Origin of the sequence: Actinopolyspora mzabensis, assembly GCF_900101095.1 — a bacterium.
GTDB classification, from domain to species: Bacteria; Actinomycetota; Actinomycetes; order Mycobacteriales; family Pseudonocardiaceae; genus Actinopolyspora; species Actinopolyspora mzabensis.
Genome location: NZ_FNFM01000010.1, coordinates 99,397 through 116,039 on the forward strand (window position 1 = coordinate 99,397; position 16,643 = coordinate 116,039).

The 16,643-nt window shown below is 67.7% G+C and carries 13 protein-coding genes; 7 read left to right on the plus strand and 6 right to left on the minus strand.

Annotated elements, in window-relative coordinates; all coding sequences use genetic code 11:
* Positions 1–17: 17 nt before the first annotated feature.
* Genes BLR41_RS17240 through BLR41_RS17255 form a run of 4 tightly spaced genes read right to left on the minus strand, consistent with a single transcriptional unit; the run spans position 18 to position 3,707 of the window.
* Positions 18–734 (minus strand): hypothetical protein, encoded by a 717-nt coding sequence (locus BLR41_RS17240; protein ID WP_143013117.1) that lies wholly within the window; start codon positions 732–734, stop codon positions 18–20.
* Position 735: 1 nt separating this feature from the next.
* Complete coding sequence (locus BLR41_RS17245) at positions 736–1,500, minus strand: hypothetical protein (RefSeq protein WP_092629923.1); 765 nt, start codon at positions 1,498–1,500, stop codon at positions 736–738.
* A gap of 22 nt (positions 1,501–1,522) precedes the next feature.
* The gene (locus BLR41_RS17250) at positions 1,523–3,202 is read right to left on the minus strand and encodes a WXG100 family type VII secretion target (RefSeq protein WP_176798036.1); all 1,680 of its coding nucleotides are present in this window, start codon (positions 3,200–3,202) and stop codon (positions 1,523–1,525) included.
* A 7-nt stretch (positions 3,203–3,209) separates the two neighbouring features.
* Complete coding sequence (locus tag BLR41_RS17255) at positions 3,210–3,707, minus strand: YbaB/EbfC family nucleoid-associated protein (RefSeq protein WP_092629926.1); 498 nt, start codon at positions 3,705–3,707, stop codon at positions 3,210–3,212.
* Between the two features lie 229 nt (positions 3,708–3,936).
* Between BLR41_RS17255 and BLR41_RS17260 the strand changes: the two genes are divergently transcribed.
* From BLR41_RS17260 to BLR41_RS17280, 5 genes are all read left to right on the plus strand, one after another.
* Positions 3,937–5,460, plus strand: a complete 1,524-nt coding sequence (locus BLR41_RS17260; protein ID WP_092629929.1) for an FAD-linked oxidase C-terminal domain-containing protein — start codon at positions 3,937–3,939, stop codon at positions 5,458–5,460.
* Positions 5,460–6,746, plus strand: a complete 1,287-nt coding sequence (locus tag BLR41_RS17265) for an FAD-binding oxidoreductase (RefSeq protein WP_092629932.1) — start codon at positions 5,460–5,462, stop codon at positions 6,744–6,746. The genes BLR41_RS17260 and BLR41_RS17265 overlap by 1 nt, the downstream gene beginning before the upstream one ends.
* A gap of 211 nt (positions 6,747–6,957) precedes the next feature.
* Positions 6,958–8,292, plus strand: coding sequence for a (Fe-S)-binding protein (locus BLR41_RS17270; RefSeq protein ID WP_092629935.1), 1,335 nt, complete (start codon positions 6,958–6,960; stop codon positions 8,290–8,292).
* A gap of 188 nt (positions 8,293–8,480) precedes the next feature.
* The gene (locus BLR41_RS17275; protein ID WP_092629938.1) at positions 8,481–9,698 is read left to right on the plus strand and encodes an acetyl-CoA C-acetyltransferase; all 1,218 of its coding nucleotides are present in this window, start codon (positions 8,481–8,483) and stop codon (positions 9,696–9,698) included.
* 136 nt (positions 9,699–9,834) lie between these two features.
* Positions 9,835–12,057 (plus strand): 3-hydroxyacyl-CoA dehydrogenase NAD-binding domain-containing protein, encoded by a 2,223-nt coding sequence (locus BLR41_RS17280; protein ID WP_092629941.1) that lies wholly within the window; start codon positions 9,835–9,837, stop codon positions 12,055–12,057.
* Between the two features lie 249 nt (positions 12,058–12,306).
* Here BLR41_RS17280 and BLR41_RS17285 read toward each other — a convergent pair whose 3' ends face one another.
* Together BLR41_RS17285 and BLR41_RS17290 are read right to left on the minus strand one after the other, a co-directional pair.
* Positions 12,307–13,176 (minus strand): hypothetical protein, encoded by an 870-nt coding sequence (locus BLR41_RS17285; RefSeq protein ID WP_092629944.1) that lies wholly within the window; start codon positions 13,174–13,176, stop codon positions 12,307–12,309.
* Positions 13,177–13,428: 252 nt separating this feature from the next.
* Entirely contained in the window at positions 13,429–14,052 is a 624-nt protein-coding gene (locus BLR41_RS17290; protein WP_245694405.1) for a TetR/AcrR family transcriptional regulator, read from the minus strand.
* An 85-nt stretch (positions 14,053–14,137) separates the two neighbouring features.
* Here BLR41_RS17290 and BLR41_RS17295 point away from each other — a divergent pair, with 85 nt between their 5' ends.
* On the plus strand, positions 14,138–15,634 hold the full coding sequence (locus tag BLR41_RS17295; RefSeq protein ID WP_092629947.1) for a flavin-containing monooxygenase: 1,497 nt from the start codon (positions 14,138–14,140) through the stop codon (positions 15,632–15,634).
* 175 nt (positions 15,635–15,809) lie between these two features.
* Positions 15,810–16,643, plus strand: coding sequence for a DUF6319 family protein (locus BLR41_RS17300; protein WP_092629949.1), 834 nt, complete (start codon positions 15,810–15,812; stop codon positions 16,641–16,643).

The following is a 16,643-nucleotide window of genomic DNA, read 5'->3' on the forward strand; positions in this document are numbered from 1 at the left end:
CTGTGGCTGGCCGCGCTTTAGCGAATCAGTTCATTCAGCTTCTGGGCGTGTTTGTCGGAGTCTCCGGATTCGATTATCGTATTGGATCCGTCGAAGAACTCGACCCTAAGGAACTCGCGGCGTGGTATGGATCGGCCCAGGTGGGATGAGGAGAAATTCTCCACTCTGTCGATTTCGATCTCATAGAATGAGATCATTTTGCTCGTTCCGTTCCAAATCGACAGTTCGCTCGCGGCTTCCTGCGCTTGCCGGGCCACCCGTCGCGCTTTCCCCAGCAGACCTTCCGAAGTCGAATCCGACTCCTGAACATCGTCGATAATCAGGCTCGTGTCCAGTACCAGCGCTATCCGATGGTTGGTGGCGATCATCTCGGGATGACCGTGTGCGGCAGCCAGATGGTCGGCGAAACGGATCGACTCGTTTTCGGGGTGTTCTGCGGTAGCCCAGCAGTGAATGGCGGGGTCGTCGGCCCACTCGTCGGCGAGGAACCTTTCCTCGATTACCACCTGGGAGGGGGTCCGCCACTCGGAGGAGTCCCCTTTGACCACGTCAATGTCCCTCAATGGTGCATGTGGGGCTTGTAGACGGCCACCTATGACCGAAGCGACATGTGCCGTGGGGGTGGGCTTTTGCCAGATCAGTTCCTCCCCTGGCATCAGCCAGCTCGCAGCGAGAGATTCGTATCGCTTCACCATCTCGTCTATTTCTTTTTGTGAATCCTTGCTCAACGACATTTCAGGATTTTCCTCGGGTCATCTCGAGCATGTGTTCGGCAGCTGGTTCCGGTTTGTGAAAATCGAATCCCGATCCGTCGCCGAGCGTCAGTCGGAAACACTTTCCAGGCTCCGCGTGATCTGCTCCCACCGGTGTTCTGTGAGCCACGGCGATGTCATGGATGTTCGATACGGGGAGTTCGAAGATACTGGACAAGCCGTTCGGCTCGTCTCTGCTCCTCCCTTCCTCGTCGCCTTTACGCCATATACTCTTGCTCGCTCGGGACAGTGCGCCGCGCATCATGCCGGAAGTGTTCGAGACGTGGGTGTTCTCGTTCACCGGTGTCAGGATCGCCACTCGCCGCGAGGTGAGAATCCAGTCTCCGGCCAGTTTGTCGAGATCGATTTCCTCGCTGCCCATCAGCCGTGCCACCTCTTGCTGTGACAGTAGGCGTGCTGCCTCGCTTTCCGGATCCGGCCCGAACACCGTAATGTCCGGAAGTTCATGGGCGATGGCACCTCGCTGCGTGTCGTCGCCCCCGATCCAGTCACCACTCGCAAGCGAGGCCCCGACCTTCAGCGCGGTACCACCGACGCTTCCGGCGGCTTGTTTGATTCCCTGCCCGAGTCGTTTTCCCCAACCGGGGAGTGGGCTGCCGGTGATGTCCAGCCCAGTCACGTCGTAACGGACCGACCGCTGTGCGAACACCCAGCGGATCGTCTCGTCGGGTTGGCACCAGGTGGCGCGTGCCGCCAGCGAGGTGGGGAGCGGGGTATACGAACTCATCCGATCTCCTCGGTCGATGAAATCAGGTGAAGCCGCGTTCCTGCGCGGCCTGACGCTGTTCATAGGTGCGTTCGGTGGTCTCGTCGTAGCCCTGTTTGACTCCTTGCTCGACGCCTTCGTTGACCACAGCCGAGGTCCCCTGGTGGATCACAGCGTCCTGCCACCGAGCTTCGCCGCCCAGCCCTGCCGCGTTCAACCCGGCTTGTGCCAGGTTGGCTGCCGTGGCTCGTTCTCCGGTGGCCTTTTCCATCTCCGGCTTCAGGTCACCGCTCCACGACGTCTTCTGGTTTCCGTTGCGGTCCGTTTGGGCTACGACGGTTCCCTCACCATCCGTGGAGGCCTGGTTGGCGAATCGATTACCGGTAGTGGAGGAGATGCTCGCCTCGTCGACTCTGCGTTGAGCAGCTGCAACGTCCGCTGCCGTTTTCTCCCCACGAGCCGCAGCTTCTCTCGTCTCCTCCAAGGCGCGTTCCGCGTTGCGGATCTCCGTGGTGTCGCCGCGAGTCAGGATCTTGCTCATCGGATTGGAGTCGATCTTGCGTGCGACCCATTGCTCGGGCTTGCTCCCGTTACGAAGGTCGTCCATATTGTCGACGACTTTCCGCAACGGCCCCTTGCGCAGGCTCTGCAGCAGGTCCTCGAGCTTGGTGACGATGGGCTTGAGCTTGTGGAACAGGTTGGCGACCTTGCTGCCCAAGCGGGTGCCGGTGATGGCGACCTGTGCTGCGGTCATCCCGGAGGCCGCGCCGACCGAGGCCCCCGCCGTGATCCAGGAGGCGGCCAGCGCCGCCAGCCACTCGACGATCAGTCCGATCACAAGTTCCTGGATGATGTCGATGCACATCTCCACGAACGCGTCGAACAGATCAGCCGCGAGGTCCAGCGACTCCTTCATCCCCCGGATGTCGGTCGCCAGCGCCTTGGCTCCCGAGACGAACTCGTCCATCTGGTTGCGGAAGGCATCGGCCGCCTGCCCCTCCCAGACGGTTTCGGTGGCCTGCGCGCGCTCTCCCTCGTGCCCGGCGAGCCGGTCGACCCAGTCCGCGACCTCGGCCCAGCCCTTGCCGGTGCCGCGCATCTGGGCCGGATCGCCCACAGCCGGTTCCAGGATCAGCTCCACCAACGGGCTGATCACGATCGAGATGAGAAAGCCCAGCCCGTTGTCGATGAACGCCTGGCCCGGGCTGGTCAGCGCGTTGAGTTGCTCGGAACGCGCGTTGACCGTGGCGATCGCGATGCTCGGCGGATCACCGGCCCGGTCCAGGCTCTGGGATGCCGAGGCCCAGGAGCTGCCGTAACTCGCGATCTGCTCCATCTCGCTGCGCGCCTCGTCCGCGCCGGCACCGGTCACATCGGACAAGCTTCCTGGCCCTGATCCACTCGGTCGCATGGCACTCAGGTCTATCTTGGCGATCTTGCCGGACTCGGCCTCGTCCGTGTCCGTGTAGTTCTGGGCGCACTCGGCGACGGCCTTGCCGGTGTTGTCCATGAATTGGCCGGCCTTCGAGGCCGAGTCCCGGCACTCCTGCAGGGAGTTGAAGTAGCCCCGCGCCAGCATGTAGCCGATCGGTCCGAAGCAGTCATGGCTGACCCTGGCCTGCTCAATTACCTCGGAAAGTTGTTCCAGATGCCCCGCGACCTGCTGCGAACCGTCGCGGTAGGCGTAGAGCGCCTCGGTTCGCACTCCCAGTTTCGCGGACAACGGCAGATCACCTCAGAAAAGAACCGTCGGAGAAGTCGTCCTCGTCGTCCCTCTCCGGGCGGTTGCCACCCGCGCCGGAGGGCCCTCGCGGAGCGTTCGTCGAACCGGTGGACGCGGTGGCCGTGCCGCCGCCGGCCGCGTCACCACCCGACTCCGGAGTCACCGGCTGCGCGCCGTGCGAGTTGAACGCCTGCTTGAACTGCTCCGCCCGTTCACCGAGGAGCGGCTGCACCGTCTCGTCCATTCGCGCGGCGGCGTCCTGCGTCGCCTGCCGGATGGTGTCCAACAGGGACTGTTGCAGTGCGGTGTGGGACTGCCGCACGGCCCCCGCCTCGAGTCGCAGGTCCAGCACCGCTCCCGAGGGGGCGACCGTGACCTCGATGTTGCCGTCCTCGCTGCGTGCCGTGCCGCGCAGCTCGCCCATCCGGTCCTTGACCTCGGCTGCCTTGGCGGCCTGCTGCTCGAAGTCGGACATCATCCGCTGGATGCGGTCCGAAACGTCCACGATGTTCCCCCGAAAGATCGACTTCGTCCGTGGCGGACCTTATCGCGCTCGTGCGGGATTTCGTGGCCTGTTCACAGAATCAGTAGTCGGTGACTACGCGTAGACTCCCGTTGTGGTGTCGAACACACCCGGTTGATCTGTTGTGGTCGGTGTCCACGCGGATCTATGGTCCACGTCACGCCATTGCCAGGTGCGCTCCGTGTTGCACGGCCAGGTGAGGAGTCCGCCGATGTCCGCCACCGATATCCCCCGGCAAGGGGAGGCGACACCCCCGGCGCGCGAGGGGACGGGCCCACCGGATGTCGAGGGGTGCGTCGCGCGGCTGCGCGCGTCGCTGCCCGAGGGAGCGGTGATCACCGACCGGCAGCAGCTGCGCACCTACGAGTGCGACGGCCTGTCCTCCCACCGCTCCGTTCCCGCCGTGGTGGTGTTGCCGGACGACGCCGAGCAGGTGGCCACCACGGTGGCGACCTGCTCCGAGTACGGGGTGCCCTTCGTGGCGCGTGGTTCCGGCACCGGGCTCTCGGCGGGCGCACTGCCCCGCTCCGACGGGGTGCTGGTGGTCACCTCCAGGATGCGTCGGATCCTGGAGCTCGACATCGACAACGAACGGGCCGTCGTCGAGCCCGGCGTGATCAATCTCGACGTCACCAAGGCCGCCGCGCCCTACGGCTACTATTTCGCCCCTGATCCCTCCAGCCAGCAGGTCTGCTCGGTGGGCGGCAACGTGGCCGAGAACTCCGGGGGAGCGCACTGCCTGAAGTACGGCTTCACCACCAATCACGTGCTGTCGATGACCGTGGTGACCCCGGACGGGACGACCGTCGAACTGGGAGCTCCCGCCAGGGACGCGCCCGGCTACGACCTGCTCGGCGCCTTCGTCGGCAGTGAGGGAACGCTGGGGGTGGTCACCTCGATCACCGTGCGACTGCTGCGGCAACCGGAGAAGGTGCGAACCCTGCTGGCCGGGTTCTCCTCCACCGACGAGGCAGGCGAGGCGGTATCGGCCATCATCGCCGCCGGAGTCACCCCCGCCGCCATCGAGATGATGGACGAGCTCTCCATCGCCGCCGCGGAACAGGCAGTGCGGTGCGGCTATCCCGAAGGTGCCGGGGCCGTGCTCATCGTGGAGCTGGACGGCCCGGAAGCCGAGGTGGAGCACACCTTCGCCGAGGTCAGGCGGTACTGCACCGAGCACGGCGCCTTCGAGATCCGGAGCGCGGCCGACGAGGCCGAACGGGCCCTGATCTGGAAGGGCCGCAAGTCCGCCTTCGCCGCCGTGGGGCGGATCAGCCCCGACTACATCGTGCAGGACGGGGTGATCCCCCGGACGGCGCTTCCCGAGGTGCTGCGCCGGATAGCGGAGTTGTCGGCACGATCCGGGGTACGGGTGGCCAACGTCTTCCATGCGGGTGACGGAAACCTGCACCCGTTGGTGCTGTTCGACAGCTCCGTGCCCGGCGCGTCCGAGCGGGCCGAGGAGGTCTCCGGCGCGATCCTGGAGCTGTGCGTCGAGCACGGTGGCTCCATAACCGGTGAGCACGGCGTCGGAGCGGACAAGGTCCGTTACATGGGGCGCATGTTCACCCCGCAGGACCTGGACACCATGCAGTACGTGCGCTGCGCGTTCGATCCGGCCGGGGTGTGCAATCCCGGCAAGGTCTTCCCGACTCCCAGGCTCTGTGGCGAGGTGCCGGGACCGCGAAGCGGCGCGCACCCACTCGTCGAGGCCGGATTGGCGGACGAATTCTGATGACTTCTCGGACCGTGGACTCCGCACGTGCCGAACTGGCGGACGTGCTGGGCGACGACGAGCTGCACGAGGCCACGGCGGCCGACGCGGTGCGGGGAGTGCCCCCGCGCTGGGTGGCGCGGGTGCACAGCACGGAGCAGATCGCGGAGGTGCTGCGCGTGGCCGCCGCGCACCGGCTGCGGGTAGTGCCGCGCGGCGGGGGCAGCAAGCTGGACTGGGGTGCCGCGCCCAGCGGCGTGGACCTGGTTCTCGACACCTCGGGCACCGAGGCCGTGCTGGAGCACGCCGCTGGCGACCTGGTGTTGCGTGCCACGGCCGGCACCCCGCTCTCCCAGGTCCGGCGAACCGTCGCGGCGGCGGGCCAGCAGCTGGCCGTGGACCACCCGTTGCCCGGCGCCACCCTCGGCGGAATCGTCGCCACCGCCTCCGCGGGCCCCTCCCGTCAGACGTTCGGGACAGTGCGGGAGCTGCTCATCGGTGTCCGGGTGGTTCGAGCCGACGGTGAGATCACCGCTTCCGGCGGCAAGGTGGTCAAGAACGTCGCCGGATACGACCTCGGCAAGCTCTACACCGGCTCCTACGGCACCCTCGGCGTGATCGCCGAGACGACCTTCCGGCTGCACCCGTTGGCGGCCGAGTACCGGTGGGTCACGCTGCGCGTGGCCCACTCCGAAGCGGCGGCGGCAGCGGTGCGCTCGCTGCGTGCCTCGCAGGCCGCGCCCACCGGAATCGAACTCGACCGGCCGGACTCCGGCTCCCCCTTCGAGGTCTGCGCGCAGTTGGAGGGCATGCCGGGAGCGACCGAGCAGCGCGCTCGGGAGCTGGCCGAGCGTCTCGGGGCCGAGCTGGACGTTCCCGCCGGGGTGGAGCACGCCGCACCGGCGTGGTGGGGCGAGTACCCGTTCGACTCCGGCACGGCGACCGGCCTGCGCTTCGCCGCGAAACCGGCCGAGCTCGCGTCGCTGCTGGACCACGCCGAGCGGTCGGCACGAGAGGCCGGGGTCTCGCTGGCCGTGCGCGGCTCGGCGGGTGCCGGTGTGCTGTTCGGCGGTGTTCCGGCCGAAGCCGGAGCCGCCCGGACCGGTGATGCGATCTCCCGGTTGCGGGCCGCGACCGCTCGGCTGCACGGTCACACCACGGTGCTGCGCGCGCCGAGCGCGGTACTGGAGTTGGTCGATCCCTGGGAGACCCCGGAGCCGAGGGTGTTCAACCTGCTGCGCCGGGTCAAGGAGCAGTTCGACCCGGAGTACCGGCTAGCACCCGGGCGTTTCGTGGGAGGTCTCTGATGTCGCACTGTCGGCTCGGTCTCCGTAGGGGGTGCCGTGGCGGAACCCCTCGTGGGCTCTCGCTCCGGGGAGGCCCGACATCGGGTAGGCACCTACACAACGTCGGGCCTTCCTCGCGAGAGCCCGCCGAGAGAACCCGCGGCGGTGCCGACCGCGTGAGTGGTGGTTCGGCGCTCTCGCGCCGACAACGGAGATACAGCAGGGGGCAGTGATGAGTGAGGGCTCGGCGAGTTCCGGTCCGGACGGTGCGTTCGACGTGTTCAATCCGCCCGAGCGGGGGCTGATCGACGACTGTGTGCACTGTGGATTCTGTCTGCCCTCCTGCCCCACCTACGAGCTGTGGGGCGAGGAGATGGACTCGCCGCGCGGGCGCATCCACCTGATGGAGGCGGGCCTCGACGGGGAGCCGCTCTCGGAGAGCATGGTCGAGCACTTCGACAACTGCCTGGGCTGCATGGCCTGTGTGACTGCCTGTCCTTCCGGGGTGCAGTACGGCACGCTGCTCAGCCAGACCCGTGCGCAGGTGGAACGCAATCATCCTCGCGGGAGGTGGCAGCGCTGGTGGCGCGCGGCGATCTTCGCGCTCTTTCCCCACCAACGCCGCCTGCGCCTGTTGCGCGGCCCCTTGGCGTTGTACCAGCGCCTCGGGCTCGGGACGTTGCTGCGGCGCAGCGGACTGCTGAACAGGCTGCCCGCCGAGGTGCGCACGATGGAGTCGCTCGCACCCCCGATAAGGCGAGCCGAACCACTTCCCGAACGTGTGCCCGCCTCCGGGCCGCGTCGAGCCGTCGTGGGCATGCTCACCGGCTGTGTGCAGCACGCCTTCTTCCCGGACGTCAACGCTGCGACCGCGAGGGTGCTCGCCGCGGAGGGCTGCGACGTGGTGATTCCGCCCGCCCAGGGGTGCTGCGGCGCGCTGAGCGAGCACTCCGGTCGTGAGCTGGAGGCCCAGCGGTTCGCGCGGGCCACCCTGGACGCGTTCGACACCGCCGGAGTGGACTACGTGGTGGTCAACTCGGCGGGTTGCGGTTCGGCGATGAAGGAGTACCCCCGACTGCTCGCGGCGGATCCGCGGTACGCCCCGCGTGCCGCGGAGTTCGCCGAGCGGGTGCGCGACGTGTCCGAGGTGCTCGTCGAGCTGGGGCCGGTGGCGACGCGGAGTCCGCTGCCGGTGCGGATCGCCTATCACGACGCCTGCCACCTCAGTCACGGTCAGGGCGTCCGTTCCCAACCCCGTGAACTGCTGCGGACGATTCCCGGACTCGAACTGCGCGAGATCAATCGTGGCGAGCTGTGCTGTGGCTCGGCCGGGGTCTACAACCTGCTGCGTCCGAGAGCCGCGGCCGAGCTCGGCGCGCGCAAGGCCGACAACGTGCTCGACACCGGGGCCGACCTGTTGGTGACCGCCAACCCGGGTTGCTCGATGCAGATCCGAACGGCGCTGCGGGCCAAGGGGGAGCGAATGCCGATGGCACACACGGTGCAGCTGCTCGACGCCGCCATCCGCGCTCGTCCGGTCGAATCACTGCTGCGCGACTCCGCCTGAGCGGGGTTCCCGTCGGCTCGGCGGGATGCCCGTCCGGGGGAGCCCGCCGCCGACTCTCGCTCCGGGCGGCCCGAGATCGAGCAGGTACCGCACCCCGCCGGTTCCGGGAGAATATATCCTATTGACTGTGACAGTCTTGGTGTCACACTCTCCCTGGAGGAAAGCCGCAACGAGGAGGCACCCCACACATGTCCGAGGCCTTTGTCTACGACGCGATCCGCACCCCGCGCGGTCGCGGCAAGAAAACCGGTGCGCTGTACGGGACGAAGCCGATCAGCCTCGTCGTCGGGCTGGTGGAGGAGCTGCGCCGCCGTCACCCCAACCTGGACCCGGAAGTTCTCGACGACCTGGTGCTCGGCGTCGTCACACCGGTAGGCGACCAGGGCGGCGACATCGCCAAGGCGGCAGCGCTCGCGGCGGGACTTCCCGAAACCGTCAGCGGGGTGCAGCTCAACCGGTTCTGCGCCTCCGGGCTGGAAGCCGTGAACACCGCCGCGCAGAAGGTCCGTTCCGGCTGGGAGGACGCCGTGCTGGCAGGCGGGGTCGAATCCATGTCCCGCGTGCCCATGGGCACCGACGGCGGAGCCTGGGCGATGGACCCCGAGACGAACCTGGAAACGTCCTTCGTCCCGCAGGGAATCGGCGCCGACCTGATCGCCACCCTCGAGGGATTCGACCGGGACGCGGTGGACGCCTTCGCCGCCGAGTCGCAGACGCGCGCCGCCAAGGCGTGGGCCGACGGCCGCTTCTCCGAATCCGTCGTCGGCGTGAGCGACCGCAACGGCATGACCGTCCTGGAGCGCGACGAACACGTCAGGCCCAACACCACCGTCGAGGGACTGTCCGGTCTGGAACCCTCGTTCGCCGGAATCGGTGAGATGGGGGGCTTCGACGCCGTCGCCCAGCAGAAGTACCACTGGGTCGAGAAGATCAACCACGTGCACACGCCCGGCAACTCCTCGGGCATCGTCGACGGCGCCGCGCTCACCCTGATCGGCGGCGAGCGGTTCGGCGAGCGCAGCGGGATGCGCCCGCGCGCCCGGATCGTCTCCGCCGCCCTCAGTGGCGCGGACCCGACGATCATGCTCACCGGTCCGGGGCCCGCCGTCCGCAAGGCGCTGGGCAAGGCGGAGCTCGACATCTCCGACATCGACCTCGTCGAGATCAACGAGGCGTTCGCGGCCGTGCCGCTGAAGTTCATGAAGGACTTCGGCGTCCCGCACGAGAAGGTCAACGTCAACGGCGGCGCGATCGCGATGGGGCACCCGCTCGGCGCGACCGGGGCGATGATCCTGGGCACGCTCGTCGACGAACTCGAACGACGCGGCCAACGCTACGGCCTGGCGACGCTGTGCATCGGCGGCGGAATGGGAATCGCGACGATCGTCGAACGAGTGACCGAGTAGCACCCGAAGCCGCCGGATCCCGGCCGCCGAGCCGCGACCGATTCGGCCACTCCGCTCGGATTCCGGGACGCGCGGTTCCCGCACTCCACCCCGGCCACCCGAGCAACTTCCGAAAACAGCTTCCAAGGACGGATCAATGAGCGAACAGAGCACCATCCGCTGGGAGGGTCCCGACGCCGACGGCGTCGTCGTTCTCACTCTCGACGACCCGGAGCAGCAGGCCAACACCATGAACGAGCGCTACCTGCGTTCCATGGAACAAACCGTGCAGCGGCTGGAGCACGAGCGCGAGAACATCAGCGGGGTGATCCTCACCTCGGGCAAGAGCACCTTCTTCGCCGGTGGTGACCTGCGGGAACTGATCAAGGCGCGCCCCGAGAACGTGACGCGTGCCGCTGAGAGCAGCACCACCGCCAAGCAACAGCTCCGCAGGTTGGAAACCCTCGGTGTGCCGGTCGTCGCCGCCCTCAACGGTACGGCGCTCGGCGGTGGGCTGGAGATCGCGCTGGCCTGTCATCACCGCGTCGCGCTGGACTCGCCCAAGGCCAGGTTCGGTTTTCCCGAGGTGAGCCTGGGCCTGCTGCCCGGCGGTGGTGGCGTCGTCCGTACCGTGCGGATGCTCGGCATAGCCGACGCGCTGCTCGGGGTGCTCACGCAGGGCCAGCGGCTGCGCCCGGAGAAGGCGCGCGAGATGGGCCTGATCGACGAGGTAGTCGACGACCGGGACGCCATGCTGCGTCGCGCCAGGGAATGGATCGGGGAGAACCCGGAGGCGAGCCAGCCGTGGGACCGCAAGGGTTTCCGGATCCCCGGCGGCACCCCTTCCGATCCGAAGTTCGCGGCCAACCTGCCCGCGTTCCCCGCGAACGTGCGCAAACAACTCAAGGGCGCCGATCTGCCCGCGCCCAAGAGCATCCTCTGCGCCGCGGTGGAGGGCGCACAGGTCGACGTGGACACCGCCCTCACCATCGAGGGACGCTACTTCGTCGAGTTGATGTGCGGGCAGACCTCGAAGAACATGAGCAAGGCCTTCTTCTTCGACCTGGAACACATCAACTCCGGTGGCAGCAGGCCGGACGGGCAGCCGCAGTGGTCGGCCGAGAAGGTCGGTGTGCTCGGTGGCGGCATGATGGGGGCGGGCATCGCCTACGTCTGCGCCAAGGCGGGAATGCGGGTCGTGCTCAAGGACGTCTCCGCCGAGTCCGCCGAGAAGGGCAAGCAGTACTCGGCCAAGGTGCTGGACAAGGCGCTGCACAAGGGCAGGATCACCGAGCGGGAACGCGATGACGTGCTCGCCAGGATCACCGCCACCGACCAGGCGCGAGAGCTGGCGGGCTGCGACCTCGTGATCGAGGCGGTCTTCGAGGACCCCGAGGTCAAGCACCGGGTCTACGCCGAGGCCGAGCAGTACGTCGACAGCGACGCGCTGCTCACCTCGAACACTTCCACCCTGCCGATCACCGACCTCGCGGAGGGGGCGAGCAGGCCGGAGGACTTCATCGGGCTGCACTTCTTCTCGCCGGTGGACAAGATGCCGCTGGTCGAGATCATTCGCGGTGAGCGCACCAGTGACCGGGCGCTGGCCAGGGCCTTCGACGTGGTCCGTCAGATCAACAAGACGCCGATCGTGGTGCAGGACAGCCGGGGCTTTTTCACCAGCCGCGTGATCGGCACCTTCCTCAACGAGGGAGTGGCGATGCTGGGCGAGGGGATACCTGCCGCCTCGATCGAGCAGGCCGCCTCGCAGGCGGGCTTTCCCGCCCCGGTGCTGCAGCTGTACGACGAGCTCACCCTCACGCTGCCCCGCAAGATCCGGGAGGAGACCCGCAGGGCGGTCGAGGCCGCTGGCGGCAGCTGGAGCGACCACCCGGCGGATCCCATCCTGGACCGGATGGTCGAGGAGTTCGGCCGCAAGGGGCGTTCCTCCGGGGCCGGTTTCTACGAGTACTCCGAGGACGGCAGCAGGCTGGGGCTGTGGAGCGGACTGGGCGAGCACTTCGGTACGGACGGGGTCGACCCGGCACGGATCGTGCTGCACGATCTGCGGGAACGCATGCTGTTCGTGCAGGCGCTGGAAACGGTGCGCTGCCTGGACGAGGGGGTGCTCACCTCCGTGCCGGACGCCAACATCGGATCGATCTTCGGGATCGGCTTCCCCGCCGGGACCGGGGGCGTGGTGCAGTACATGAACGGTTACGCGGGAGGGCTGCCCGGTTTCGTGGCGCGTGCCCGGCAGCTGGCCGAACAGTACGGTGCCCGGTTCGAGCCCCCCGCCTCCCTGGTTGCCAGGGCCGAATCCGGTGAGGTCTTCGAGGTCGGGGAACCGGACAAGGAGATCGTGGCCGCCGCCGCGGCCTGATTCCGCCCCTCCGAGACGTGAGCGGGTCGCCTCCCTGGTCGGGGGAGGCGACCCGCTCACTTCGTCTCCGGCCCCGCCGCCACGTCCTCGGCTTCCCCGGTCAGTTCGGGGCCTCGCACGACCACACATTCCTGGGCGACACCGGTACCGATGCTGGAGTTCAAGATGGCTGTCCCGGTGGTCGCGGTGCTCGTCGTCCCGACGGCCGCTCGGCTCGGGCGCGGGAGAGTCCCCGCGCCCGAGCGTCGGTCAGTTCAGTGGCGCGTTGCGGAGCACCTCACCGACGGGAAGGGTCCTGCCCTCGTTGAGGCTGGTGCCCTTGCCCAGTGACAGTGTTTCCGAGGGGTTCTCGACCAGGCCGGTCGCCGCGTCCCGCACCGCTCCGGAGGGGTTGTCGTCCAGCCGTCGAACCGTGGGAACCTGCTTCGTCGCGGGAACCACGTGTTCCACCCTGGGCAGCTCGACCGGATCGCCGGACGTCTGCAGCGGATTGTTCTCGGCCACCTTGCCCACAGCCCCGACCGGGTTGGTCAGCGGCTTGGTGTCGTAGCCCTGCGCGACCGTGGCGTCCACGGCGGTGTCCAGGGTGGACACACCTTCGTGGTTCTCACCGCGCGGCCCGACCTCGGCGTCGAGCAACTCGGCGTTGTCGTTCTTCGCTCGCAACACACCGGTGTGGTCGGGCCGGACGTTGACCCCGACCTCCGGTCGGGTCTTGGTCCACTGCTCGGCTCGTGCGGTGGTGGTCGCTACCTGGCCGAGCAGCCTGGTCGCCTCACCCGACTGCAGTGTCGGTTCGCCGTCGCGGACCTCGTCGGCGACACCGTGGCCGAGCCTGGCGATCTCGGTGCCGACCTCCTTGACGAGGTTGGGGGTGTTCGTGCGCAGCGTGGTGTCAGCGCAGGGCAGCTTCTCCCGTCCGGGGACACCGCCCGGGTTCTTGCAGGTGTCCACCGGGGCGGTGAAGTCGATCTCGTCGGGAACCTGGGACAGGTCCGGCTTGGTGAGGTCCGGCGTCGTTGCTTCGGGGGAGTCGGCGGCTGCCGCTCCCGTTCCGGCTGCGGCGAACCCCGCGGCCACAACAACAGCGTTCAACGTGCGCGTGGTCCAGGGGCGCAAGATCAGTACTCCTTGAATCCGAGTTCACGGGCGTGGGTCGTGACACGCCGGGCGCGTCGTCCTTTCGGAGGACGCGTGTGCACGTGACAATCGACCTACGCGATCGCATCGGAAAGGCAGTCGTGGAGCTTGAGTCCTGCGCTTCTGCTACACCTGATCGTGTGAGGACGACTCTGCCGGTCGGATTGTTCGGCCGGGCGGTTCCTGGCTGGAGCACGTCTGCTCGGAGAACGCCGGTCCGGAAGATGCTGCTCAGGAGAACGAGCGTGCCTCGCCGGAGAGGCTCGGACCGATCAGTGCCATCAGGTGCTCGGTCGCCGTTTCCGGGGTGACTTCCGGGTGGTTCTCCCGCCACAGCGCCATGCGCTCGCAGGCCCCGATAATGGCCTCGGCGAAGGCCTCCAGGCGGTACTCGTCGGTCTCCGGCAGCGACATGCGCAGCATGTCCGAGGTGAAACCCACCTGCTGCCTGCGGATTCCCTCCAGCTCGGTGTCCAGCTCCATGCCGGGTACGGCCGACTCGTTGCGCAGCAGCGCCCAGGACTGTTTGTGGTCCTCGCCGAACCGGAAGAAGGCCAGTAGTCCGTCGTGCAGCAGCTGCTCGGGGCTCTCGGCGTGGGCCGCCGCGGCGGACGTGCACTCCAGCAGTTCGCGTTTGGCCCGCTCCAGGCAGGCCAGCAGTAGTCCCTCCTTGGAGCCGAAGTACTCGTAGAGCATCGGTTTGGACAGGCCGACGCGCTGCGCGATGTCGTCCATGGCCGCAGCCTGGTAACCGCGCTCGGCGAACACTTCCTCCGCGATCCCCAGGATCTGCTGTTCCCGTTCGGCTCTCGACATCCGTTTGCGGCCCGAGCCCGCCCGCTGTCCGATCTCCACGAAATCAACCCTACCGCAAGTAACCTACTCGTAGTAACCTACTGATTGGTAAGCTCACGTCGCTTCGTTCGGGAGGTACCGGGGGATGGGTAACGAACCGCGGGAACAACACAGGTACGACACCTCCGTGGTCATCGTCGGTAGCGGTTTCTCGGGGCTGGGCACCGCCATCCGGCTTAAGATGGAGGGTGTCGAGGACTTCGTCCTGCTGGAGAAGTCCCGGGATCTCGGCGGGACCTGGCGGGACAACACCTACCCCGGGTGTGCCTGTGACGTCCCCTCGCTGATGTACTCGTTCTCCTTCGAACAGAATCCCGACTGGTCGAGGATGTTCGCCGAGCAGGGCGAGATCGAGCATTATCTGCGCCACTGCGCCGAGAAGTACGACGTGGAAAAGCACATCCACTACGGGATGGAGTTCACCGGCGCGGAGTGGGACGAGCAGGCACACCGATGGCACGTCTCCACCGCCGACGGCACCGAGTACGTGGGCAGGGCGCTGGTCTCCGGGGTGGGCGCACTGCACATCCCGAACTACCCGGACCTGCCGGGGCTGGAGCGGTTCCGAGGCGAGGCCTTCCACTCGGCCGACTGGAACCACGACTACGACCTGACCGGCAAACGGGTCGCGGTGGTGGGGACCGGAGCCAGCGCGATCCAGTTCGTCCCGCAGGTCGCCAAGCAGGCGGCGAAGCTGAACCTGTTCCAGCGCACACCGCCGTGGATCCAACCGAAGCCGGATCGCCCGATCCCGGCGAAACTTCGCCGCGCCTTCCGTTACGTTCCCTTCCTGCAACGCGCCGTGCGGTTCGCCATCTACATGACGCTGGAGATCCGTTCGGTAGCCGTGCTGCGCGAACCCCGGCTGCAGCGCGTCTCGCAGTGGTTGGCCAAGCGGTTCATCCGCAAGCAGGTGCACGACAAGCGCGTCCGGGAGGCGGTCACCCCGGACTACTCGATGGGGTGCAAGCGGATCCTGCTCTCCAGCGACTTCTACCCCGCCCTGAACCGGTCCAATGTGGACCTCAATACGAGCGGTGTGGCCGAGGTGCGCGAGAACTCGGTGGTCGACGGCGAGGGGGTCGACCACCCCGTGGACGCGATCGTCTTCGGTACCGGCTTCCACGTCACCGACGCGTTCGACCACCTGGAGATCGTCGGCAGAGGTGGCCGCAAGCTGCGGGACGCGTGGAAGGATGGCATGGAGGCGCACAAGGGGATAACGGTCTCAGGTTTCCCCAACCTGTACTTCCTGCTCGGGCCGAACACCGGGCTGGGGCACAACTCGGTGGTGTTCATGATCGAGTCGCAGATCAACTACGTGCTCAGTATCCTGCGCCCGCTGCTGCGGGGCGAGTTCACCCAGGCCGACGTGCGCCAGTCGGCTCAGGACGAGTTCAACGAGCGGATCCAGTCACACCTCGCCGATGCCGTGTGGTCGGACGGCGGCTGCCAGAGCTGGTACCTGGACGCCAACGGGGTCAACCGCACCCTCTGGCCCGGTTTCACCTGGAACTACTGGTGGCAGACCCGCAAGGCCGATCCGGAGGACTACGAGCTCCAGCGCTCCGGGGCGCGTTGAGGATTCGCACGGACGTTCGATACGCTGCGGCGGTCAGGTCGTGTGAGCCCATCCCGGCAAGCCTCCCGACCGCCGCGCGTCGGAGCGGCTCCCGCGGATTCCGCGCGGGTACGACCGAGGTCCGATACGCCGAGCGGCGACGCGGGCGGCTGCCTTCGTCCACTCGGGAGCGTGAATGTCCGAGGCCCGTGCGCTGTCCTCCGAACAGATCAGCGGCCTTCGTGAGGAACTGGACAACGGAACCACACCCACCGTGTGGTTCACCGGTTCGGCGGTCGGCGTCGACGCCGGGCGCTCCGGCAAGGTCGTCGCCATGGACGAGCCCGCGGAAGGCGAGTTCCTGCAGGTCAAACCGGCAGGCTCCAAGGACGTGCTGTCCTTCTCGGCAGCCGAGGTGACCCTGGACAAGCCCGCGCCGAAACGCAAGGAGACCGGTCGGGCCGCCAAGAAGAAGAGTACCGAGGACGATCAGCCGCACACTCCCGCCGAGCCGGCTCCCGCCGAGCCGACTGCCACCGCGTTCGCGGCTACCGGCGATCCGGGAGGCACGACGAACACGGCGAAGGACTCCGGAGTGAACGGACACAGCACCGACACCGCCGGTACGTCGAAACGATCCGGTGGTTCGACGTCGTCCTCCAGCGCCGGGGAGCAGTCGAACAAGAGCGAGTCGACCGGTTCCAAGCGCAACGGTACTTCCCGCACGAGTGGGGGTACGGCCAAGAACAACTCCTCGCGTCGCCCGGCGGGCGCCACCATCATCCTCACCGCGGGCGAGGACGGGCAGTGGAGCGTCGAGGTCAGCAACGGCAGGAAGCGGGTGCTGCGTCCGACCGACGTTCCGGCCTCCGCCGTGGGGCAGGCGGCGAAAGCACTGCACGAGGACGTCGCGCAGGCGGTCGAACCGTTGCTGGAGGCGGAACGGGAGCACCAGCGAGCCAGGGTGGAGCAGCTGCAGCGCGAGCTCGACGAGGCCCAGCGCAGGCTGGAGGAACTCGGTACCCGGTAA

Coding starts and splice junctions, on each gene's coding strand:
- BLR41_RS17270 (WP_092629935.1), top strand. CDS start 6,958: ATGAGTGAGGGCTCGGCGAGTTCCGGTCCGGACGGTGCGTTCGACGTG.
- BLR41_RS17265 (WP_092629932.1), top strand. CDS start 5,460: ATGACTTCTCGGACCGTGGACTCCGCACGTGCCGAACTGGCGGACGTG.
- BLR41_RS17295 (WP_092629947.1), top strand. CDS start 14,138: ATGGGTAACGAACCGCGGGAACAACACAGGTACGACACCTCCGTGGTC.
- BLR41_RS17275 (WP_092629938.1), top strand. CDS start 8,481: ATGTCCGAGGCCTTTGTCTACGACGCGATCCGCACCCCGCGCGGTCGC.
- BLR41_RS17300 (WP_092629949.1), top strand. CDS start 15,810: ATGTCCGAGGCCCGTGCGCTGTCCTCCGAACAGATCAGCGGCCTTCGT.
- BLR41_RS17245 (WP_092629923.1), bottom strand. CDS start 1,500: ATGAGTTCGTATACCCCGCTCCCCACCTCGCTGGCGGCACGCGCCACC.
- BLR41_RS17240 (WP_143013117.1), bottom strand. CDS start 734: ATGTCGTTGAGCAAGGATTCACAAAAAGAAATAGACGAGATGGTGAAG.
- BLR41_RS17260 (WP_092629929.1), top strand. CDS start 3,937: ATGTCCGCCACCGATATCCCCCGGCAAGGGGAGGCGACACCCCCGGCG.
- BLR41_RS17280 (WP_092629941.1), top strand. CDS start 9,835: ATGAGCGAACAGAGCACCATCCGCTGGGAGGGTCCCGACGCCGACGGC.